Origin of the sequence: Peribacillus sp. YIM B13472 (assembly GCF_042788005.1) — a bacterium.
GTDB classification, from domain to species: domain Bacteria; phylum Bacillota; class Bacilli; order Bacillales; family DSM-1321; genus Peribacillus; species Peribacillus simplex_E.
In genome coordinates, this window is the sequence record NZ_JBHZPG010000019.1 from 72664 (window position 1) to 96014 (window position 23351).

A 23351-nucleotide genomic window follows, 5' to 3' on the forward strand; every position below is an offset into this window, starting at 1 on the left:
TTTCTCTCTGATAAAGGAGCCGGGCAACTTGCCCGTACTGCTGCATCTTTGTCAGCTTCATTGGAATTTCAGGAAATCCTGATTGGAACAACCGAATCCCCTTTCCCTTCTGTCCCTTAAAGCCAATCTATGCTTCCATCTTCTCTAGCGATATATCCATCCTGGCTTGTAGCTATATACAATATATTTTCATTTTTCCCTTCCAAAAAAAGACTTCCAAATGGAAGCCTTATAAGTGATCAATTTTAATTGTTTCGATGTCATTGACATGAATACCGAGCCAGCTCGACGCGATGGAACCAAACATATCTCTTGAACCGGTTGTGTAAAAGCGATGAACTGGACGGAGCTTGCTTTTATTAATTAATTTATAATAATCCAAAATGACACTTGCCTCACGGGCCGTCTCTTCCCCAGAGGAAATGACTTGTACTTCATCCCCCATATAGGAAGAGATTACAGGCCCCAGCAGTGGATAATGGGTACAGCCAAGGATCAATGTGTCGATCTTCGTTTTCTTCAACGGGTTCAAGGTTTGTGCCACGACCCTATTGACGATACCCCCTTGAAACTCCCCGCTTTCCACGATTGGGACAAATTTCGGGCATGCTAAACTATCTACTTTCACATCGGAATTGATGGAGGCAAGCGCGTCGTCATAAGCTTTGCTTTTTACCGTGCCTTCCGTACCAATAACGCCAATATGCAAGGTATCAGAAACTTTCAATGCCGCCCTTGCCCCTGGATGAATGACACCCAACACAGGAATCGGAAGTATTGCCCTGATCTCATCCAGTACAGCTGCAGTCGCCGTATTGCAAGCGATGATCAGCATTTTTATATCCTTCTTCATCAAGAACCTCGTCATCTGCCATGTGAAGGTTTGGACATCTTTTTTAGTCCTCGGCCCATAAGGGCATCTTGCTGTATCACCTAAGTAAATTATATTTTCATTTGGAAGCTGACGCATGACTTCTTTAGCTACTGTCAAGCCGCCTACCCCTGAATCAATGATGCCTATCGGTTGTTTCAAAAAACTCGCCTCATTTTTCTTTCATTTCTAGATGTAGTTTTGCTAGAATCCCTTTGAGGGACCTGATGTCAGATTCGTTAAAATTGACTAACACGCCACTCAAGTACTGCTGCCGTTTATTAATTACTTCTTCGATAATCCGTTCACCTTCTTCAAGAAGGTGAATTCGAACCACACGCCGGTCCTTTTCATCCCTGACACGCTGAACAAGCTGATGTTTCTCCATGCGATCAATCAGATCCGTCGTTGTGCTGAAGGCGAGAAACATCTTCGTGGACAATTCGCCAATCGTCATGTCGCCTGATTCAAAAAGCCATTGCAAAGCCACGAATTGAGGAATGGTAATTTTATAATCATGGAGAATTTCTCTTCCCCTTTGCTTAAGCCATGTCGATACATAGCGCAATTCTTTCTCGATATCGGCTACATATGCCGCCTGCTTCTCTTCATCCATACACACAGCTCCCCACTTCATGAAACTTATCATACTACCATTTTGGATGAAAGTGAAATGATTTTCAAGATTGATTGCCTGGAAGCATAATGAAACCCCATACATAAAAATAAGCAGCATCCAAAGAAGTCAAAACAACCAAGTTGCTTTGCCCTTCCTTATATGCTGCCAATAAACGGGAGAGAAATTATTTATAAGGCTTACGTATTAAGTGTTAACACATTAAAGCTTAAGTTCTCCCATACGAAGGAGTTCTATGACTGCCTGCGAACGTCCTTTAACTCCAAGCTTCTGCATCGCATTCGAAATATGGTTTCGAACTGTTTTTTCGCTAATAAACAATTCACCTGCGATTTCTTTTGTTGTTTTGTCTTGTACTAGTAACTCAAATACTTCTTTTTCTCTTTTGGTGAGTAGTGGCTTATGAGTGAATTCGTTCTCCTTCAAGTAATGTTACCCTCCTTGCCTTCACCAGCATAAAACCCGGAGTGGGTGTCTATTTAGTCAAGATATAGTATGTCGGCTGGGGCAATGGAGTGACTCTTTTACTTGTCTAAATGGAAATATTTTTAGGAATGTTCAGCTCTGTATGCCACATCGATCGATTCATCTCTTCCGTCCAAGGTACGGGCTTTCCGGTGGCCTTGGAGACTTGTACAATCGTCCCCCTGCCCGTTAAACAAATTGAACCATCTTGTTTGGTCCCCATATAATGTATGTCCACTGAAGAATTTCCGATATGGTCAGCTTTCACATGGATTGTCAACTGATCATTGAAAAACATCTGCTTCAGGAAATCACACTGTAAATTTGCAACAACCGGCATCTCACCGCATTCAGCCGAGGTCCAATCCTTCATGAACCCCATACTGTTGAAATACTCAATCCGAGCCTCCTCAAAATAAGTAAAAGGAATCGTGTTATTCAAGTGCCCAAACATATCAGTTTCCGAAAAGCGGACCTTAATCTCATGTTTAAAAGAAAAATCATTGATCCACTCCGTTATATTATCGATATATGATATTCTGCCCAACTTGTGCACACCCTTTCTGAATTGAATGACTATTCACTCATTTTATAAGAAAACATCGATAATGAAAAGGGTTTTCTATTGAAAGCAGGTCAATTTTATCAAGCTACTTCATTAAACAAATCCTTTACCGTTGGCTTGGTGCCGCATTTACACTTCGATCCCAGTTATCAATCGTTTATTATTGCTATCGATTCCCAACCAAGTCTACGTATGTAAAACAATGAGAAAAAAAGAACCCATATCATAAGATACAGGTTCTTTCATGTTCATTATTAAACTTCATCGCTGCCGAAGAAGTTACGGAATTGTTGGATCGTAGTATCACGGTTCAACGCGGCAATCGAAGTCGTTAAAGGAATGCCTTTAGGGCAAGACTGCACACAGTTTTGTGAGTTACCGCAGTTTGCAAGTCCCCCATCACCCATGATCGTATTTAAACGTTCAGCTTTGTTCATTGCACCTGTTGGATGTGCATTGAATAAACGAACTTGCGATAATGGTTGCGGCCCAATGAAGTCTGAATTGCTGTTTACGTTCGGACAAGCTTCCAAACAAACACCGCAAGTCATACATTTAGATAACTCGTAAGCCCATTGGCGTTTCTTTTCTGGCATACGAGGTCCTGGTCCAAGATTGTACGTTCCATCGATTGGAATCCATGCTTTTACCTTTTTCAATGAGTCGAACATACGGCTGCGGTCGACTTGAAGGTCACGAACAACAGGGAAAGTACGCATTGGAGCAAGACGAACCGGCTGTTCTAATTGGTCGATAAGAGCTGTACAAGATTGTCTAGGTTTACCATTGATAACCATTGAACAAGCACCACATACTTCTTCAAGACAGTTCATGTCCCAAGCGATTGCTGTAGTGTGTTTGCCTTGTACTGTTACTGGATTACGACGAATTTCCATTAGAGCGGAAATTACATTCATATTCGGACGGTACGCTAATTCAAATTCCTCATCATAAGGAGCTGAATCCGGTGTATCTTGACGAGTGATTATAAAACGGACTGTTTTAGTCTCAGATTTAGTTTCAACCATTTTTTTGCTCCCCCTCTTTAATGTTTCGTAGTGTAATCACGTTTACGCGGTGCGATAAGTGATACATCAATATCTTCATAATGGAATTCAGGTGCTTGATCCAAGCCTTTGAATGTCGCCATTGTAGTTTTCATGAATTCATCATCATTACGTTCTGGGAAATCAGGTTTGTAATGAGCTCCACGGCTTTCGTCACGGTTTAAAGCACCAATTGTGATAACACGTGCCAATTGCATCATGTTTTGCAGCTGTCTAGTGAAGGCTGCCCCTTGGTTGCTCCATTTAGCCGTGTCATTGATGTTAATTTTCTTGTAACGTTCCATCAGCTCAAGAATCTTGTTATCCGTTTCTTTCAGCTTGTCATTGTAACGAACTACAGTAACATGCTGTGTCATCCACTCACCAAGCTCTTTGTGAAGGATGTACGCATTTTCGTTACCATCAAGAGACATGACTTCATTCCATTTCTCCTGTTCTTGTTTTTCGAACCCTTCATACAATGAAGAAGGAATGGATTCTGAAGTTTTATCAAGGCCTTCAATATATTTAACGGCATTCGGTCCAGCGACTGAACCACCATAGATTGCAGAAAGAAGTGAGTTCGCACCAAGACGGTTACCGCCATGTTGTGAGTAATCACACTCACCTGCAGCGAATAAACCTTTGATGTTAGTCATTTGGTCATAATCCACCCAAAGTCCGCCCATAGAATAGTGAACGGCAGGGAAAATTTTCATTGGGACTTTACGAGGATCTTCACCCATGAATTTCTCGTAGATTTCAATGATTCCGCCAAGTTTTATATCAAGTAATTTAGGATCTTTATGTGATAGATCCAGGTAAACCATGTTTTCTCCATTTATGCCAAGCTTCATGTTCATACATACGTCGAAGATTTCACGAGTCGCGATATCACGAGGTACAAGGTTACCATAAGCAGGGTATTTTTCTTCAAGGAAATACCAAGGTTTTCCGTCTTTATATGTCCAGATACGTCCACCTTCACCACGAGCGGATTCACTCATCAGACGAAGTTTGTCATCTCCAGGGATTGCTGTCGGGTGAATTTGAATGAACTCACCATTTGCATAATTTACACCTTGTTGATAAACAATGGATGCTGCTGAACCTGTATTGATCATTGAGTTAGTTGATTTACCGAAAATGATTCCAGGACCGCCGCTCGCCATGATGACAGCGTCGCCAGGGAATGATTTGATTTCCATTGAAGTCAAGTTCTGTGCTACGATACCGCGTGCTGTTTGATCGTCATCGATAACAGCTCCAAGGAATTCCCAGCCTTCATATTTCGTTACAAGGCCTTCTACTTCATAACGGCGAACCTGCTCGTCCAATGCATAAAGTAATTGCTGACCAGTTGTTGCACCAGCGAATGCTGTACGGCTATGTTGAGTACCACCGAAACGACGGAAATCAAGAAGACCTTCCGGAGTACGGTTGAACATTACGCCCATACGGTCAAACATATGGATGATCGATGGTGCTGCTTCGCACATCGCTTTAACCGGTGGTTGGTTAGCCAAGAAATCTCCGCCATAAACTGTATCATCAAAGTGGATATATGGAGAATCCCCTTCACCTTTTGTATTTACTGCCCCATTGATTCCGCCTTGGGCACAAACTGAGTGAGAGCGTTTAACAGGTACTAAAGAAAATAAATCTACCTGTTGTCCCAGCTCTGCTGCTTTGATCGTAGCCATTAAACCAGCTAGACCTCCACCAACGATAATAATTTTACCTTTACCCAATTCTGTCACTCCCTTATTTCCATTAGCAAAGCTATGTTTTTCCTAATACTTATAAATAAACTCTATCTTCTTATACGAAAGCGAAAATTGCGCTAACCCCTACATAAGAAAGAAGAACGAAAACGATCAAAGTAACGTAAGTCATGATTTTTTGCGATTTAGGTGAAACTGTCAGACCCCAGCTCACTGCAAATGACCATAATCCATTAGAGAAGTGGAAAATTGTCGAAATGACCCCAACTAAATAAAATGCAATCATAAATGGATTAGAGAAAATCTCTGCCATCATGTCAAAGTCAACCTCTGTACCTAATGCTGCTTGAATTCTAGTTGACCAAACATGCCAAACCAGGAAAATCAACGTAATGATTCCGCTTAGACGTTGTAAAAAGAACATCCAATTCCGGAAAAATCCAAATCTACCCAAATTATTTTTAGCCGTAAACGCGATATAAATCCCGTAAACCGCATGATAAATCAAAGGTAAGAAAATGATGAAGATTTCCAAGAAATAACGAAATGGTATGCTTTCTAAGAAATGTGCTGCTGAATTAAATGATTCCGGTCCCTTTGTTGCCATATAGTTGGTAACTAAATGCTCCAACAAAAACAGCCCGATCGGAATAACTCCAAGTAGTGAATGAAGTCTACGATTCCCAAACTCACGATTTTTTGCCACTAAGTGCCCCCCCTTAATTTGTGAAAAATCATGCAAAGATAAACTGGTGGCTACCTTTTATCTCCGCGTGAAAATATAGTATAGAGTCAGAAAACTCCTCTATACTCCCTTTACAATTATGTGACATGTCCATTTTACTCCTGACTTCAATGTGCGTCAAGAAAACGGATACAAGAAATCTCTTTTTCAGAATAGATTTTATTGGATTAAATTGTCTATTTTTTATCTATCAAGTATATATTTTGGAGAAATTACTAATTAATCTATTAATATCTCGGTATAATTTCTCATTTTTTTCCAATTGATATTTAAATAAATAAAAAACAGTATAATTTGCAAAAGAAATACGTTTATAATAGATTTACAGAAAGAGGCGATAAATTATGAAAAAAAATATTGCTGCTGCGATAGAAGAAGAGATTCAAACAGAAGAAATCCAAACTGAAGAATTCAAAGTTCCAGCTTTCGGGTACGAATTGATCAGAGAAGTTCTATTGAACGATATTCTCGGAAAAGACTCTAATCAAATCCTCTATTGGGCAGGTAAACAATTAGCAAGAAAATTCCCATTGAATGGCGATCAGGAAGTTATTGAATTTTTCCAAAGCGCTGGATGGGGCAATCTGGAAATCTTGAAATATACGAAACACCAGATGGAACTATCCCTGACGGGTGAAATAATCAGCCGCCGCCTGGATTTACACCCTGATTGTCACTTCCAGCTTGAAGCCGGTTTCCTTGCCGAGCAGTTTTCACTGCAAAAAAAATTCCTCAGCGAATCAACGGAAGAAATCAAACGCCGCGCAAAAAAAGTGATATTCACCATCCAATGGGATCCCAGAGATCCAATCTAATGAGCCCTTAAAACAGACTTACCCTTTTTACCGGAAGTCTGTTTTTTATTGGACTCCTGACACTTAAGCTAGCACATTTGCATGCTGACCAAGTTTAAATGCTTCATGGAGAGATTCAACCGCCTTCACCATTTCCTTTTCATTGACGACAGTCGAAACTTTAATTTCCGATGTGCTGACCATTTTCACCTGGATGCCAGTATTGGCCATCACTTCAAACATCTCGGCAGCCACTCCGGGATTGGATACCATACCAGATCCGACGATGGACACTTTGGCCAACCCGCTCTCCGTTTCGACCCGGTCGAATCCCAATCGTTCTTTATTATTTTCCAGCACGATCAAGGCCGCTTCCGTATCTTCACTTTTTGTGGAAAAAGATAGATTGGTCGTATCCTCGGCAGTCATGCTTTGAATGATGATGTCCACATTAATCCGGTTTTTCGCAAGTGTCGTGAAGATTGTGGATAATGCACCAAGTGATTGGGGCAAACCATAGATTGTGACCCTCGTAATACTGTCTTCAAAAGCAATGCCGCGTACAATTAAGTTTTCTTCCATAGTTGCTTCCTCCTCAATGATCGTTCCTGATTCTCTCTCCATGCTTGAACGGACTTCAAGCGGAATTTGATAATTTTTTGCATATTCGACAGCCCGTGGATGAAGGACGCCCGCCCCCAGGGTGGCAAGTTCCAGCATTTCATCGTAAGAAATGGATTGGAGTTTTCGCGCGCCTTTTATGTAGCGTGGATCCGTTGTGAAAACACCCGTTACATCCGTATAAATATCGCATCTATCCGCATTCAGCGCTGCAGCGATGGCAACCGCCGTCGTATCGGAACCGCCTCGCCCCAAGGTTGTGATTTCCCCATTTACATCGTTACCCTGGAAACCGGCCACGACCACTATTTTCTTCTCTTGAAGCTGGGCTTGGATCCTTGTGGCATCGATGTTTAAAATCCGGGCATTCCCATGAACGGATTCCGTTTGCATGCCAGCCTGCCAGCCAGTATACGAAATGGCTTCATATCCTTCTTCAATCAATGCCATCGTTAACAGGGAAATCGTTACCTGTTCCCCAGTAGTCAATAGCATATCCATTTCCCTTTTGCTAGGGGTTCCGGAAATATCACGGGCCATGGAAACCAATTGGTCCGTTGTTTTCCCCATAGCTGAAACAACGACGACTACCTCATTTCCATTCTCCGCTTCCTCGATTACCCGTTTGGCAACATTTTTGATTTTCTCTACGCTTCCGACGGATGTTCCGCCAAATTTTTGAACGATTAATGCCATCCTCATGCACCCTCTCTACTTTTTAGGCAATAAAAAAAGCAATGAGAAATATCTCATTGCTGTGATCACATATCTAATACTGTAAACACAGTGAGATAGCTCTCCAGGGTATAAACCCTGACAATCCGCCATTTATTAAATGTCGGACCAGGAAAACAAGGTATGAGTCTTGTCTTCCTTCGGCGTCATCCCCTTTCAAAACCTTTCATGGAAGCTCATACTTCTCCAGGTTTTTACTCTTGAATTCCGCACCTCTATCAGCACTTTTAAGTTGTCTAGTTAAAAATTCCTTTTAATCATAGCATAGAGATTTATCGGTAGCAAGATTATTCTTGTAATTTTCTAACGATTCCCTCGGCTACCCCTTTTGGCATACCAGCTTCCATGATTTCCTCGACTGTTGCCTCTTTGATTTTCTTCAATGATCCAAAATGCCTTAATAATTGCTTCCTGCGTTTTTCCCCGACTCCTGGAATATCATCAAGCTGGGAGTGAACCGCATTTTTCCCGCGTAGCTGGCGATGAAAAGTAATCGCGAACCGATGCACTTCATCCTGAATTCTTTGCAATAGGTAAAATTCCTGGCTCCGTGAATCAAGAGGTACGATTTCAAGAGGATTTCCGATCATCAATTGCGATGTCCTATGCTTTTCATCCTTAATGAGGCCTGAAAGCGGAATATCAAGGGCCAATTCATTTTCCAAAATATCCCGAACGGCTTCGACATGTCCCTTTCCGCCATCAATGATGATCAAGTCCGGAAGCGGCAGCCCTTCTTTCAATACTCGTGAATACCTTCTTCTGACCACTTCACGCATCGATTCATAATCATCAGGTCCCTTGACCGTCTTGATCTTATATTTTCGGTACTCTCTTTTTTCCGGCTTCCCATCAATGAACACGACTAAAGCGGAAACAGGGTCACTTCCCTGGATATTGGAGTTATCGAAAGCTTCAATTCGATGCGGAGTATAGATACCCAGTTGATTCCCGAGGTTTTCCACCGCATTGATCGTTCTTTCTTCATCCCTTTCAATCAAAGAGAATTTTTCCTGAAGGGCGATGGAGGCATTTTTATTCGCCAATTTAAGCATGTCTTTTTTCGCCCCCCTTTTGGGGTGAATCGTTTTGACACCAAGCAGCCCTTCGGCCATTTCAGCATCCACTGATTCAGGCAGCAAGATTTCCTTTGGTTTAAAATGGTTCGTAATCTCGTAAAACTGACCGAGGAATGTAAGGAGTTCCTGTTCGGGTTCATCGTAGACCGGAAAAAGCGAAACATCCCTTTCTATTAATTTACCCTGCCGGACAAAAAATACCTGGACGCACATCCATCCTTTATCATGGGCAAAGCCAAATACATCCCTGTCGATGAAATCGGTCGTCATCATTTTTTGCTTCTCCATCGTAATATCAATGTGGGCAATCTTGTCACGGAACTCCTTGGCCCTCTCGAAATCGAGCTCTTCAGATGCCACTAGCATTTTTTCAGTCAGTTCTTTTTTTATTTCAGTATGCCCGCCGTTCAAGAACCGGTTGATATCATCCACCATTTTTTTATATTCCTGTTCCTCTACTTCATATACACATGGGGCCAGACACTGGCCAAGATGATAGTAGAGACAAACGCGATCTGGTAAAGTATTGCATTTTCTTAGGGGATAGATGCGGTCGAGCAATTTTTTCGTTTCGTTAGCTGCAAATGCATTCGGATAAGGACCGAAATATTTCCCTTTATCTTTTTTGACTTTTCGCGTAATGATTAGACGAGGGTGGCGTTCTGCAGTCAGCTTGATGAAAGGATAGGTCTTATCATCCTTTAGCATGACATTATATTTTGGGTCATGTTTTTTGATTAAGTTCAATTCTAAAATAAGAGCCTCGATATTAGAAGATGTGACGATGTATTCGAAATCCGCAATCTCATTCACGAGACGAAATGTTTTTCCATCATGAGATCCCGTAAAATAAGAACGGACACGATTTTTCAACACTTTCGCTTTGCCTACATATATGATCGTTCCCTGACGATCTTTCATCAAATAACAACCAGGTTGATCGGGAAGAAGGGCAAGTTTATTCTTTATTTGTTGATTCATGCATTCAGCCTCCTGTTCTCCCATTTTTACAATCATTATATATCAAGATAGCGAAAAAAGCTTCAAGTCCGCAGACTTGAAGCTTTTTTTAGCTAACTTACTATTACGCGTGTTTTGCAATAAGTTCAGCAAGTGCTTCTTTAGGTTGGAAACCAACAACCTTATCAACCACTTCACCGTCTTTAAGGACGATTAATGTCGGGATGCTCATCACACCGAATTTTCCTGCTGTTTCTTGGTTTTCATCTACATCCACTTTTACGATTTTTGCTGTATCGCCAATTTCAGTATCAAGCTCTTGGAGAACAGGAGCGATCATTTTACAAGGTCCGCACCATGGAGCCCAAAAATCTACAAGAACAACACCTTCGCTAGTATCTGTTGTGAAAGTTTGGTCAGTTGCATTTACAATAGCCATATATATTTCCTCCTCAAATTTACTCAAATAACTAAAGACAGTATACCATTGTTGCTCGAATCGATGCTAATATTTTGCTTCAGTGGTAGGATGTCCAAAAAAAGAGTAAATATGCAGGCTGAAGTCCTGCCTATTAGCCCAAATAAAGGGGCAAGACATGTATCGGCTTATGCCAAATGTCTTGCCCCCCTTATCTGTATTATCTCTATTAAGCGTTAACTTTTAGTTTTTTGAATTCTTCCGTAAGTAATGGAACGACTTCGAAAAGGTCTCCGACAATTCCATAATCAGCCACATTGAATATGTTAGCTTCCGGGTCTTTATTGATGGCAACGATAACCTTGGAGTTGGACATCCCCGCTAAATGCTGGATCGCACCGGAAATTCCGCAGGCGATATAAAGGTCAGGTGTTACGACTTTACCCGTTTGCCCGATTTGCAATGAGTAATCGCAATAGTCCGCATCACATGCTCCGCGGGAAGCTCCTACCGCTCCGCCAAGAACTTGTGCAAGTTCCTTTAATGGTTCAAAACCATCTTCACTTTTCACGCCCCGTCCACCTGCGATGATTACTTTCGCTTCTGAAAGGTCGACCCCTTCGCTAGCTTTTCTAACAACATCTTTAATGATTGTGCGTAAATCCTTAATGTCCACACTTAATGTAGAAACATCACCAGAGCGGGACTCATCTTTCGCTAATGGTTCGATATTGTTCGGACGGATTGTCGCGAATATCACGCCATCCGTAACAATTTTCTTTTCAAATGCTTTACCAGAATATATCGGGCGGGTGAAAACGATATTTCCGCCTTCTACTTCAATGGATGTAACGTCCGAGATCAAGCCTGATTCAAGCTTTCCAGCCAATTTAGGTGCAAGATCTTTTCCTAGGGCCGTATGTCCAAAGAAAATCCCTTCTGGCTTTTCCTGCTCGATGACGGCAAGCAAGCTTTGCGCATATCCATCTGAAGTATATTGTTTCAATTGATCATTTTCTACTGCCACAACCCGGTCCGCGCCATATTGGATCAATTCATTTCCGAAATTTTGAACACTGTCACCAACTAAAACACCTACGATTTCCCCGCCATCTGCAGCAAGTTTAGCCGCACCGATAGCTTCAAATGATACATTTCTTAGTGAACCGTCACGAACTTCGCCCAATACAAGAAACTTTCTAGCCATTTATAAAAACCTCCTGTGCTCTATTTTTCTTTTGTCGTGTGTGTTGTTTTGAAAAGTACCGTTTAAGATTAAACCACTTTTGCTTCACTGCGTAATAATTGAACAAGTTCGCTAACTTGATCACCGATTTCTCCGTCCAATACTTTTCCAGCTTCTTTTTTAGCAGGAAGGTAAATTTCAATCGTTTTTGTTTTTGCCTCAACATCTTCTTCTTCCAAATCCAAGTCATCCAATTCCAATTCTTCAAGCGGTTTTTTCTTCGCTTTCATGATTCCTGGCAATGATGGATAACGCGGCTCATTTAGCCCTTGTTGAGCTGTCACCAACAATGGAAGGGATGCTTCTATCGTTTCAGAGTCCCCTTCGACATCACGGATAACGCTTACATTTCCATTTGCGATGTCCAGTTTAGTAATGGTTGTAATATAAGGAATTTCTAAAATTTCGGCAACGCGCGGTCCCACTTGACCAGAACCCCCATCGATTGCTACGTTTCCTGCAATGATTAAATCGGCATTTTTACCTTTTAAGTATTCACCTATAATTTTGGCAGTCGTGAATTGGTCGCCATTTTCTATGTCGTCTTCTATATTTATCAATACGGCTTTGTCAGCACCCATTGCCAGCGCTGTACGTAATTGCTTTTCAGCCTCTTCGGTTCCGACAGAAATAACCGTTACTTCGCCGCCTTGTGCATCACGTACCTGCATTGCTTCTTCAACTGCATACTCATCGTATGGATTAATGATGAATTCCGCTCCATCCTCATTAATTTTCCCGTTGGATAGTGTAATTTTTTCTTCTGTATCAAATGTTCTTTTCAGCAGTACATAAATGTTCACGATAATACCTCCCGAATGATTTGAGTTTTGAAGATTATGAATTTTATTGATATATAGTATTGTTCTACAGATTTCATCAAAATCCTGCATGATATATATAAATAGTTATTTCTACCGAATCATCATTTCCCTTTGAATACAGCTTCCCTTTTTTCAATGAAAGCGCTGATTCCTTCTTGTGCATCAGCGGTATCGAAAGCTTGGCCAAAGAGGGCAGCTTCCCTTTCCACACCTTTATGATAGGAATCATGCTTAGAATAATTTAATAACTCAATGGCCGACTTTAAAGCCAGGGGGCTTTTCTTGGCAATTTTATTGGCTAGTTCCTTAGCTTTTGGAATCAGTTCTTCATCCGTGAAGGCATGATTCGCCAATCCGCATTGCACAGCTTGGGTACCTGAAATCGGTTCACTTGTAAACAGCATTTCAGCTGCCTTTGCCATGCCTACATAACGAGGAAGACGTTGGGTCCCGGCAAATCCAGGGATTAAGCCCAACTGCAGCTCAGGCAAACCAAGTTTAGCCCTTTCGGTGACCAATCGGATGTGACAGGCCATAGCCAGCTCCAATCCTCCGCCAAGCGCTGCTCCATGGATGGCTGCAATGACCGGTTTTGGAAAAGATTCGATTTTCTCAAATACAGATTGACCATTCTTGGTCAGCTTCTCGAAAGCTTTCCCGTTCTCCACTTCAGTAAACTCTTTAATGTCTGCTCCTGCAGAGAAGAATCTTCCTTCACCATGAAGAAGGACAACCCGTACGGCTTCGTCTTTTTCAATTTGATCGAAGGCCTGTGAAAGCTCTCCGATGATAGCCGAAGAAAGCGCATTTGCAGGTGCATGATCAATCGTTATAAAAGCCACATGATTTTCGACAGAAAGCTTAAGATATTCCATATCAATCCCTCCAGGCATGCTATTCGAACTTTTTTGAAAATTCAATATGTATCACTTCCCGATAAAGGGGAAGCAGGATTAATCGATTCTTTCGAGGATGGCTAGCCATCCTCTATTTAAATCGTTAACTTTTCAGGCCACAGCCGCCAATTAGGAGGCGGTGAACGTCTGGTGCAAGGTCAGGAAGGGAGTACTTTTGCTCATTCATGACCCAAGTCGTCACTGTTTCGTCAATCGTTCCAAAAATCATCTGCCTGGCAAGTAAATTGTTTAAATCAGGCAGGAATTCGCCGTTCTCTTTTCCTTCAATAATGATCTGATCGATTAAATTCAAATACCCTCTTAACACATCATTAATTCTAAGGCGCAATTCTTTATTCGACTGTCTTAATTCCAACTGAGTGACAATTGCTAAATTCACGTCTTCTGAAAGGTTTTTAAAATGTTTTTGGATGAGCACATGCAGTTTATCCGAAGCAGTGGTCTTTCCTTTTATTTCTTCTTCGATCTGTTCCACAAAAGAGCCCATCTTTTCATGAAATAATGATATTAAGATATCTTCTTTATTTTTAAAATATAAATATATGGTGCCATCCGCTACGCCTGCCTGCTTGGCGATTTTGGATACTTGGGCTTGATAGTAACCGTTTTGGGCAATGACGATAACGGCCGCTTCAATAATTTGATTATACTTTGGTCTGTTGCTTTTCACTGGATGTCCCCTTTCAGAAAATGAATGAATCATCATTCATATTTCTATCATAAAATGACGACCCTTTACTGTCAAGCAAAAACTTCTAGGGGTCCTGACATTCACTTCTGTTCATTGTACAGCCCCCATCCATAGGTTGTCCAGCCGTTCTGCAAAACACGGAGCTTTCTTCCGCTGCTCCGTTAAAAGGGGGCGCTTGTTTAAGCTTCTTTTCTTTCCTCGGAAATTTTTTTCTTTTCTTCCTCGATAAGGACTCTTCTCAGAATCTTTCCTATCGTCGTTTTAGGAAGTTCATCCCTGAATTCATAGCTGCGCGGCACCTTATAGGAAGCCAGGTTCTTTCTGGCAAATTCATTCAATTCCTCTTCAGTGGCCCTGGCATTTTTTTTCAGTACGACATAGGCCTTAACGGTCTCACCGCGATAAGGGTCAGGGATACCTGCCACAACCACTTCCTGTATGGCCTCATGCTCGTATAGCACCTCCTCCACTTCTCGTGGATATATATTGAAACCGCCTGCAATGATTGTATCCTTTTTCCTCTCGACCACATAAAAGAACCCCTGCTCATCCATGTAACCCAGATCTCCTGTAAGCAGCCAGCCATTTTTAAAGGTGTTTTCCGTTTCATCCGGCCGGTTCCAATATCCTTGCATTACCTGTGGTCCTTTTATGGCAATTTCGCCTATTTCATTCGGAGGAAGCTCTTCAAAGGTTTCCAGGGACAGAATCACCGAGTCAGTATCTGGCCACGGCAGCCCAATGCTTCCTTTTACACGCGGCTGATCCCAGATGAAATTAGCATGGGTCACCGGTGAGGTTTCAGAAAGTCCATAGCCTTCAACAAGCTTCCCGCCGGTAATTTTCTCAAACTGCTCTTGAACCTCTATGGGCAATGATGCAGAACCGCTTATACAGGCATTGATGGAAGAAAGGTCATATTTAGCGATATCCGGATGGTTCAAGAGGCCGATATACATCGTTGGCGCTCCTGGAAACATGGTCGGTTTCTGTTTTTGGATGGTTTTAAGCGTCGCTTCGACATCGAATTTTGGCATGATGATCATGGTGTTCCCTTCCATGACGGAAAGAACCAAGACTGTAGTCATACCGTATACATGGAAGAAAGGCAGAATCGCAAGGATCCTTTCCTCACCGCGCTTATTTTTATAAAGCCATGCATTGCACATTTTCGTATTTGCCAGCAAGTTCTTATGGGTAAGCATGACCCCTTTGGGAAAGCCTGTTGTCCCACCAGTATATTGCAAAAGGGCAAGGTCATTATCCACATCGATCGGCACAGTGACTTCTTCAGTCATCTTTCGTTTCATGATTTCGGAAAATAAATGATGATTCCCTTCATGCTCCACATTGATGACAATGCCGTATTGCTTTTTTTGAATAAAAGGATAGATAAGGTTTTTCGGAAAAGGTAAATATTCCTTGATAGCGGTTACAATTATATGTTCTATATCCGTTCTTGATGCCACTGCTGCAACACGGGGAAATAAAATATCCATCGCCAAAATTATTTTCGCCCCGGAATCTTTCATTTGATATTCTAATTCACGTTCAGTATAGGTTGGATTCGTTTGAACCACGACTCCGCCGGCCATCAATATCCCAAAAAAGCCTATGACACCCTGTGGGCAGTTAGGAAGCATGACGGCAACGCGTTCACCTTTTTGAAGACCGATACTTTTTAAATAGGCTGCAAACTTTAAAGCAGATTCATGCACTTCCCGGAAAGTTAATTCTTTTCCCTGGAAATGAATCGATACTTTATCGGGGAATTCTTCGGCTGATTCCTTTAAAAAAGAATAAAGAGGTTTATCTTCGTAAGACAAAACAGCGGGTATCTGTTCCGGGTAAATAGCTTGCCATGGCTTATTGCTCATTTGCCCCCTCCTTCTGAATATTCTCAATACTCTTTTCATTATAATACAATCGGGATTTTCTTACAATTGCCGAATTTCAGTGTATAAAGAGACCCTATGATGAGAATTGACCATTATTATACATGCCCCCTCACTCTTTTTAATGGAACTCAAATAAAAGAAGCGGCACAATGGCCGCTTCAGTTGAAGAATGTCATATATATGATTCCAAACAGAAAAAAGATTCCGCAACAAACAATTAAGACTTTTGCAAGTTTCTCCACAGCTTACTCCCTCTCATGAAGGGCATTAAGAAATCCCTGCGCCGATGACAAAAGATAATGCGATTGATATGATCATCGATAGGAATCCAACTGCCCGATTATCTTTTTGTATCTCTTCATCTATTTTAAATCCAGGAGTCATAAATTCAAAAATGAAATAACCGATCAATAGCAGGACAAATCCGTATACGCCCCAGCCAATCATGGTAAGAAGCGAATTCTGATGGAGAATGGACTGTTGGAATACATAGGCGATCCCAAATATTTTACCACCTGTTGCCAACGCGACAGAAAGGTTTCCTTGTTTGATTTCCTCCCAGTTCTTGTACTTTGTGACAAGTTCAAAAATGGCTAAAAAAACAATCATGCACAGAATAACGACACTGTAACGAGCAGCTATATATACATATTCATTTTCCCACATGTTCACCATGGTCCAACTCCCGAATGGTAACTAGCCACCCGGCTTGGCTGAATGGCCGGAGTGACCGCTTTCCTTTATTTAAATTCCACCACCGTAACACCTGTTCCGCCTTCACCGGCTTCGCCGAAGCGAATCCTTTTGACAGAGCGGTGATTTTTCAAGTATTCCTGGACCCCGGACCGAAGAGCACCCGTTCCTTTACCATGAATGATGGAAACACTCGAATAACCGGCCAAAAGAGCATCATCAATGTACTTTTCAACTCTTGATATTGCATTTTCAAAGCGTTCTCCACGGAGGTCAAGTTCGACGCTAACGTGATAATCGCGGCCTTTGATCGTGGTGAGGGGCTTTGTTTCTTTTACTTTGGTGGCCTTGATGAATTCCAGGTCAGACTCCTTCACCTTCATTTTCATGATCCCGATCTGGACCTGCCATTCTTTATTTGAGACCTTCTCGATCAAGTGACCTTTTTGACCGAAGCTTACGACCTTTACTTCATCTCCAGGTTTCAAGCTTTTATCCAGGGGCCTTGCAGCTTTATTTGATGTTTTTTTCACTTTTGGCGCTGCTTCTTCAAGCCGCTTCTTGGCATCGATCAGTTCATGCTCTTTAACATCGGCATGCTTTTCAAGCCGCAGTTTACGTAAGTCGGCAATAATCGCTTCCGCTTCCTTTTGTGCATTTTCAACGATTGCCGCTGCCTCTTTTGCTGCCTTTTCAACCATCGCATCCCGTTCTTCATGGTATTCACCAATTTGCCTTTGAAGGTCTTTATGAAGAATTTCCGCCTGTTCCAGGTGATTCTTGGCTTCCTGTTCTTCTTCTTCGGCCTTTTTGCGGCTGTCTTCAAGGGAGGCTATCATATTCTCAACTTTATTCGTATCCTCACCAATATGGCTGCGGGCGCTGCTTATCACGCTTTCTTCCAAACCAAGGCGTTTGGAAATTTCAAACGCATTACTCCTACCTGGTACACCGATCAAAAGTTTATAGGTGGGACTCAAGGTTTCCACATTAAATTCGACGCTTGCATTAATGACGCCTTCCCGATCATATCCATACGCCTTTAATTCCGGATAATGTGTCGTTGCAATCACACGTGCTCCGCGCTTATACACTTCATCCAAAATGGAAATGGCCAAAGCAGCACCTTCCTGTGGGTCAGTTCCCGCTCCAAGCTCATCGAATAAAACAAGGCTGTCATAATCGACATGCTTTAGGATATCGACAATATTGACCATATGCGAAGAGAATGTACTTAAGCTTTGTTCAATCGACTGTTCATCGCCGATATCGGCATAAACAGAGGAAAACACAGCCGTTTCGGAACCATCCAGCGCAGGGATTTGCAGACCGGACTGGGCCATTAACGTACAGAGGCCAATCGTTTTCAGGGTAACCGTCTTACCACCTGTATTCGGACCGGTGATGACGATTGTCGTAAATTCTTCACCAAGAAAAATATCATTGGCCACGACAACATCACTCGGAATGAGCGGGTGTTTCGCTTTGAATAATTTCACGCGTCCCTCATTATTCAGAATCGGCTTGGACCCTTTTATCGCTTTTGCATACTTTGCCTTGGCGACAAGGAAATCGATTTGTGCAAGCACTTTGACATTATGAAGCAATTCAGGAGTGTACGCACCGACTTTTTCCGATAGTTCGACCAATATCCGTTCTATTTCCTGTGTTTCCTTCACTCGGGTTTCCTGCAGGACATTATTCAGCTGAACGATTGCTTGCGGTTCAATGAACAACGTCTGCCCTGATGAGGATTGATCATGAATGATCCCGCCATACACACTCCGGTATTCCTGTTTTACCGGGATGACGAATCGGTCATTCCGGATGGTGATGATGGCATCGGATAACATTGTTGATGCATTGGAAGAACGGATCATGCTTTCTAGTTTTTCCCTGACGCGGCTTTCGTTCGTCCGAATTTGGTTTCTTAGGGTACGAAGCTTGTCGCTTGCAGAATCCATCACTTCGCCATGTTCACTTACTGCATACGTAATTTCCTGCTGCAAATCTATCAATGGATGAAGGGAATCGATATATTCGGCCAATAGCGGAACATCAATTTCCTGCTCTGCAAGTTCTTCAAAGAATCGGCTTAGGATCCTTCCGGCACGAATCGTACTCGCGAGTTCCATCAATTCCATCGGTGAGAGCATTCCGCCGATCTGTGCCCTTTTTGCATGCGGACGGATATCAAAAATCCCGCCCAATGGCATGTTACCTTTCAACCGGACGATTTTGGCTGACTCATCTGTTTCTTCCTGCCATCTCGACACCTCTTCAAAATCCGTGGAAGGCGTCAATTGCTCTGCCTTCTCTTTTCCTATGGATGAGGATGCGTGTGAAATTAATTGTTCTTTTATTTTATGAAATTCCAATGTCTTTAAAGCTTTATTATGCATGGAGTTAAAGCTCCTCCTTATTTATGGGCAAATAGTTAATCATTTCTCTTTAAAAACGCCAATAATCCATCCGTATCCCTTGCATTAAGAACCGTTGATTCTTTAATCCAGCCTTTTTTTGCTGATGAGACCCCAACAGGCATATGTTCAAGCATGTCGATGCTGTGGGCATCCGTATTGATCACGATCGGAACGCCTGCTTCCTGTGCCTTGCGCAGATGGGGAGGTGCCAAATCCAATCGGTTCGGGTTCGCATTCAATTCCAAGGCAGTATTCGTTTCACGGGCCAGTTCGATCAGCATCTCTATATCCACATCATATCCGGCTCGTCTGCCGATGATCCTTCCCGTTGGATGGGCAATGATATCTACATGAGGATTATTCAGAGCCGTTTTTAAGCGCTCCATGATCGTTTCCCTAGGCTGTGAAAAGCTAGAGTGAATCGATGCGATCACCAAATCCATCTCGGCAAGCAGCTCATCGTCATAATCAAGGGTCCCATCAGGAAGTATATCCATTTCAATCCCTGAAAGAACGGTAAAGTCAGCGTATTTTTCATTTAGTTCATGGATGATACGTTTTTGTTCCCGTAAACGTTCCACGGTCAAGCCGTTCGCCACTTTCAGATATTGCGAATGATCGGTGATGGCCATATACCGATACCCTTTTGCACGGCATGCTTCAATCATTTCTTCAATCGTATGGGCCCCATCACTCCATGTGGTATGCATATGCAGGTCACCTTTGATGGCCTCTAAAGATATGAGAGGTTCATTAGCATCATAATGCTCCACTTCCGTTCCGTCTTCACGCAGTTCTGGCGGAATGAAAGGAAGATCAAAATGATTATAAAATTGTTCTTCCGTTTCAAACGTCAATACATCACCGGTTTCAGCCACTTCCACCCCATATTCGCTGATTTTCTCGCCGCGATCTTTAGCAAGCTGGCGCATCCGCACATTGTGATCCTTCGAACCTGTAAAATGATGGAGTGTCGTGATGAATTCCTGATCCTTCACGATTCTGAAATCGACAGAAATATCATATTCATAATCAAGCACGACCGATACTTTTGTATCACCGGCCGCAATCACCTGCTTTATCCCCGTCAATGCAAGCAGTTGATCCTTAACTTCTTCGGGATGATCTGTCGAGATGATGAAATCGAGGTCCTTGATGGTTTCCCTCATACGCCGGATGCTGCCGGCCCTGGAAGAACGGATGATGTATTCCATGTTAGCAAGGGCCGTTTCAATATCATCCGCAATCGGCCTCATGAAGGCAAGGGGCAGCCGATCGGGCCTTGAACCCGCCTCGGCAATAGCAGACAGGATCTTCTCTTCCGTTTTTTTGCCGAAACCGGCAAGCGCCGCGACCCTGCCTTCTTCACAGGCGATTTTAAGATCATTCACATCATTGACATGCAGCTCTTTATGAAGCTTGGCAATTTTCTTCCCGCCCAGACCTTGAAGCTGCAGAAGCGGAATCAATCCTTTTGGCACCTGCTCCTGCAGCTCTTCAAGTACGGTCGATTTCCCCTCATTTATATACTCTTCTATGACGGAGGCCGTTCCTTTCCCGATTCCATTTAAAGCGGTAAAGTCATCGATGGCCGAAAGGCTCCGGTCATCCGTTTCCAAGGCGCCAGCTGCCTTTCGGAAAGCTGAAACCTTGAACGGGTTCTCTCCTTTTAGTTCCATATATATTGCAATTTTTTCTAATAGTTTAATGATATCTTTTTTATTAATTGTCATTTAATTCACCGCCGAAAAAATTAGTAGGGTGTCCATTGTTCACTTTCTTAAAGATACCTTTCTTGGAGGTAAAGTACAAGCAGTCAGATTCTTAACTTTCGAATCAAATAGGGGGAAGTTACATGCTGCTACATAAAAAGGGGCCTCCCCCGTTCAAAGTATAGGAATCCAGGACTTTGAACGGGAGGCAGGCCCTCTTATACTGACATTAAGATTGTTTTACATCATGAAACCAAAGTTCCTTCACTTGCTCGGAAAGGAACGGCGTATGTTTCACGATCGATTCTGCCAGAAATGAGCCAGTTAATGGTTTCTGGATGGAATCCATTGGCAGCATGGCAGCTATATATAATATAATAAACATGATAAGATAGACTTCGAGAAAACCCAATATCCCTCCACCCCAGCGATTCAGCTGCTTTAATATCGGTAGGTGGGTAATGAAATTGAGCATGGATCCTATCATTTGCCAAAGAATCTTGGCAGCAAAGAAAATGATTGCAAAGGCAATTGCATTGTAATATGCCGTATCAAGCCCGACTGTATCGAAAAACATATTAAGGGTCGAGGAATCCCCCATCGTTGGGAACGGAATCCACAATTTCAAATTGGGAGCAAGATCTCCGTAAAATACATAAGCGACGATGAAGGCTACAATGAACCCTGTCATATGAACCAATTGTAAAATGAAGCCACGCTTTAAACCGATTAATAAACCGATTAAAAGAATGGCCAGAATTGCTAAATCAAGCATGTACTCAGTCCTTCTCTCTCTTTAATTCCAGTTGAAGCTGGTCTAATTCATCTTTTAATTTAATATATTCGTGGACGGTATTCACGGCCGTTAGCACCGCTAGTTTACTTGTATCCAAGTATGGATTTTTCATCCTGATCTCTCTCATTTTTTCGTCAACCATTGAAGCGACCAGGCGCATATGACTTGCGCTTTCTGTGCCGACGATTGTATATGGTTGTCCGTATATATCAACTGTTGTTTTATTTCGTTTATCGTCTGACAAAATGATGCCCCCAATCTAAACAATCCTAATTCTATCATATCATGAAGTTTTTCGTCACGAAAGAGAGTACATCGTCATTTCTTGCATAAAAATTTCAATAATTTGTCAAACGAAAGCGGATTTAGGAAGAAGATCACCTAATAAACAAAATGAAGTTAGGAGCTAACCCATTATGTCCCATGTTGTTTTACTTATCAGTCCTGAACAAATAAAGGCGATGAAGTCCCATTATTCTTCATCCTTGGCCGCCAAGCTGCCGCCGGGGAGCATCTTTTCCGCAAAACCGCCGCTATGTACGGTGACCGCCTATAAATCCGGAAAGGTACTTTTTCAGGGTAAGAATGCCGAACTAGAAGCGGGAAAGTGGCAAAAAGGCACCACTGCTGCGGCTCCAAAGAAAAAAACGGCATCATCTGCATCAGTCAACGTCCATCGATATTCGCCGCCTGCAAATATCGGAACCATGTCAGTGATCGGTTCCGATGAGGTAGGAACAGGAGACTATTTCGGCCCGATCACCGTCGTAGCCGTATATGCAAAAAAGGAGCAACTCTCACTATTGAAGGAGCTTGGTGTCCAGGATTCCAAAAATCTGAAAGATCCACAGATCATCGAAATTGCCAAACAGATTAAGGATGTAGTGCCATTCAGCCTGCTCACATGCGACAACCCAAAATATAATGCGCTGCAGGCAAAGGGAATGTCACAAGGAAAAATGAAGGCACTCCTCCATAACCAAGCAATCAAGAATCTCATGCAAAAAATCCAGCCGGAACAAGCGGAAGCGGTCCTTATTGATCAATTTGCTCAACCAGAGGTATTTTTCAATTACCTCAAAGGCCAAGAACTATTCCAAGCTAATGCCACCTATCTATGCACAAAAGCGGAAGGCATTCACCTTGGAGTAGCAGCCGCATCCATCATTGCCCGATATGCATTCGTCAAACGCTTTGACTTGCTGAGTGAAAAAGCCGGATTCAAAATCCCTAAAGGTGCCGGATTTGCAGTCGATGAAGCGGCCGCAAGATTGATTCATGAAAAAGGAATAGATTCATTACACGAATTCACGAAAACCCACTTCGCAAACACAGAAAAAGCGAAGCGACTATATCAACAGAAATACCATAAATAGAAGAAAGCGGCTGACCTTCCGGAACAGCCGCCTTTTTTTCGTGAATTCACACTATTTACTCGTAAATTTACGATTTTCTCGTGAGTTTGCTCCATTTACTCGTGAATTCATGCTA

Annotated in this window: 22 protein-coding genes and 1 riboswitch; of the genes, 2 read left to right on the plus strand and 20 right to left on the minus strand. The window is 42.4% G+C overall.

Translation table 11 applies throughout. The annotated features are described in order from the left end of the window. Positions 1–229: 229 nt before the first annotated feature. The 7 genes from racE to ACFX4I_RS15750 form a co-directional block, all read right to left on the minus strand. Positions 230–1033 carry a glutamate racemase gene (racE, locus tag ACFX4I_RS15720; RefSeq protein WP_230301740.1) on the minus strand — a complete coding sequence of 268 codons (804 nt, stop codon included), beginning with the start codon at positions 1031–1033 and terminating at the stop codon, positions 230–232. A 10-nt stretch (positions 1034–1043) separates the two neighbouring features. Continuing rightward, complete coding sequence (locus ACFX4I_RS15725; RefSeq protein ID WP_230301741.1) at positions 1044–1487, minus strand: MarR family winged helix-turn-helix transcriptional regulator; 444 nt, start codon at positions 1485–1487, stop codon at positions 1044–1046. A gap of 222 nt (positions 1488–1709) precedes the next feature. Beyond that, positions 1710–1934 carry a helix-turn-helix domain-containing protein gene (locus tag ACFX4I_RS15730; RefSeq protein ID WP_028392149.1) on the minus strand — a complete coding sequence of 75 codons (225 nt, stop codon included), beginning with the start codon at positions 1932–1934 and terminating at the stop codon, positions 1710–1712. A 106-nt stretch (positions 1935–2040) separates the two neighbouring features. Beyond that, positions 2041–2520, minus strand: coding sequence for an acyl-CoA thioesterase (locus ACFX4I_RS15735; protein WP_377421662.1), 480 nt, complete (start codon positions 2518–2520; stop codon positions 2041–2043). A 272-nt stretch (positions 2521–2792) separates the two neighbouring features. Further along, positions 2793–3566, minus strand: a complete 774-nt coding sequence (gene sdhB, locus ACFX4I_RS15740) for a succinate dehydrogenase iron-sulfur subunit (protein ID WP_034308984.1) — start codon at positions 3564–3566, stop codon at positions 2793–2795. A 17-nt stretch (positions 3567–3583) separates the two neighbouring features. After that, positions 3584–5335, minus strand: coding sequence for a succinate dehydrogenase flavoprotein subunit (gene sdhA / locus ACFX4I_RS15745; RefSeq protein ID WP_230301743.1), 1752 nt, complete (start codon positions 5333–5335; stop codon positions 3584–3586). A 70-nt stretch (positions 5336–5405) separates the two neighbouring features. Continuing rightward, positions 5406–6014, minus strand: coding sequence for a succinate dehydrogenase cytochrome b558 subunit (locus tag ACFX4I_RS15750; RefSeq protein ID WP_053347217.1), 609 nt, complete (start codon positions 6012–6014; stop codon positions 5406–5408). A 383-nt stretch (positions 6015–6397) separates the two neighbouring features. Between ACFX4I_RS15750 and ACFX4I_RS15755 the strand changes: the two genes are divergently transcribed. Beyond that, positions 6398–6868 (plus strand): YslB family protein, encoded by a 471-nt coding sequence (locus ACFX4I_RS15755; RefSeq protein ID WP_057276669.1) that lies wholly within the window; start codon positions 6398–6400, stop codon positions 6866–6868. Between the two features lie 63 nt (positions 6869–6931). Here ACFX4I_RS15755 and ACFX4I_RS15760 read toward each other — a convergent pair whose 3' ends face one another. The 13 genes from ACFX4I_RS15760 to zapA all read right to left on the minus strand — a co-directional run bounded on the left by ACFX4I_RS15760 (position 6932) and on the right by zapA (position 22104). Next, positions 6932–8164, minus strand: a complete 1233-nt coding sequence (locus tag ACFX4I_RS15760) for an aspartate kinase (protein ID WP_377421664.1) — start codon at positions 8162–8164, stop codon at positions 6932–6934. An 88-nt stretch (positions 8165–8252) separates the two neighbouring features. Beyond that, a riboswitch (Lysine riboswitch) is annotated at positions 8253–8429 on the minus strand. Between the two features lie 61 nt (positions 8430–8490). Then, on the minus strand, positions 8491–10263 hold the full coding sequence (gene uvrC, locus ACFX4I_RS15765) for an excinuclease ABC subunit UvrC (protein ID WP_377421666.1): 1773 nt from the start codon (positions 10261–10263) through the stop codon (positions 8491–8493). Positions 10264–10366: 103 nt separating this feature from the next. Then, complete coding sequence (trxA, locus tag ACFX4I_RS15770; protein ID WP_328113193.1) at positions 10367–10687, minus strand: thioredoxin; 321 nt, start codon at positions 10685–10687, stop codon at positions 10367–10369. Between the two features lie 202 nt (positions 10688–10889). After that, entirely contained in the window at positions 10890–11867 is a 978-nt protein-coding gene (locus ACFX4I_RS15775; protein WP_230301747.1) for an electron transfer flavoprotein subunit alpha/FixB family protein, read from the minus strand. A gap of 68 nt (positions 11868–11935) precedes the next feature. After that, positions 11936–12709, minus strand: coding sequence for an electron transfer flavoprotein subunit beta/FixA family protein (locus ACFX4I_RS15780; RefSeq protein WP_377421668.1), 774 nt, complete (start codon positions 12707–12709; stop codon positions 11936–11938). A gap of 122 nt (positions 12710–12831) precedes the next feature. Then, positions 12832–13605 (minus strand): enoyl-CoA hydratase, encoded by a 774-nt coding sequence (locus ACFX4I_RS15785; RefSeq protein ID WP_377421670.1) that lies wholly within the window; start codon positions 13603–13605, stop codon positions 12832–12834. A 124-nt stretch (positions 13606–13729) separates the two neighbouring features. Continuing rightward, entirely contained in the window at positions 13730–14317 is a 588-nt protein-coding gene (locus ACFX4I_RS15790; RefSeq protein ID WP_141994379.1) for a fatty acid metabolism transcriptional regulator FadR, read from the minus strand. 200 nt (positions 14318–14517) lie between these two features. After that, positions 14518–16215, minus strand: coding sequence for a long-chain-fatty-acid--CoA ligase (locus ACFX4I_RS15795; RefSeq protein WP_230301749.1), 1698 nt, complete (start codon positions 16213–16215; stop codon positions 14518–14520). A 288-nt stretch (positions 16216–16503) separates the two neighbouring features. Continuing rightward, positions 16504–16911 carry a DUF350 domain-containing protein gene (locus tag ACFX4I_RS15800; RefSeq protein ID WP_230301750.1) on the minus strand — a complete coding sequence of 136 codons (408 nt, stop codon included), beginning with the start codon at positions 16909–16911 and terminating at the stop codon, positions 16504–16506. A gap of 65 nt (positions 16912–16976) precedes the next feature. Next, on the minus strand, positions 16977–19331 hold the full coding sequence (locus tag ACFX4I_RS15805; protein ID WP_230301751.1) for an endonuclease MutS2: 2355 nt from the start codon (positions 19329–19331) through the stop codon (positions 16977–16979). 35 nt (positions 19332–19366) lie between these two features. Beyond that, on the minus strand, positions 19367–21085 hold the full coding sequence (gene polX, locus ACFX4I_RS15810) for a DNA polymerase/3'-5' exonuclease PolX (RefSeq protein WP_230301752.1): 1719 nt from the start codon (positions 21083–21085) through the stop codon (positions 19367–19369). A gap of 208 nt (positions 21086–21293) precedes the next feature. Further along, positions 21294–21839 carry a CvpA family protein gene (locus ACFX4I_RS15815; RefSeq protein WP_144480482.1) on the minus strand — a complete coding sequence of 182 codons (546 nt, stop codon included), beginning with the start codon at positions 21837–21839 and terminating at the stop codon, positions 21294–21296. Positions 21840–21843: 4 nt separating this feature from the next. Beyond that, positions 21844–22104 carry a cell division protein ZapA gene (gene zapA / locus ACFX4I_RS15820; protein WP_230301753.1) on the minus strand — a complete coding sequence of 87 codons (261 nt, stop codon included), beginning with the start codon at positions 22102–22104 and terminating at the stop codon, positions 21844–21846. Positions 22105–22276: 172 nt separating this feature from the next. Between zapA and rnhC the strand changes: the two genes are divergently transcribed. Beyond that, positions 22277–23236 (plus strand): ribonuclease HIII, encoded by a 960-nt coding sequence (gene rnhC, locus ACFX4I_RS15825; RefSeq protein ID WP_377421673.1) that lies wholly within the window; start codon positions 22277–22279, stop codon positions 23234–23236. Positions 23237–23351 lie beyond the last annotated feature (115 nt).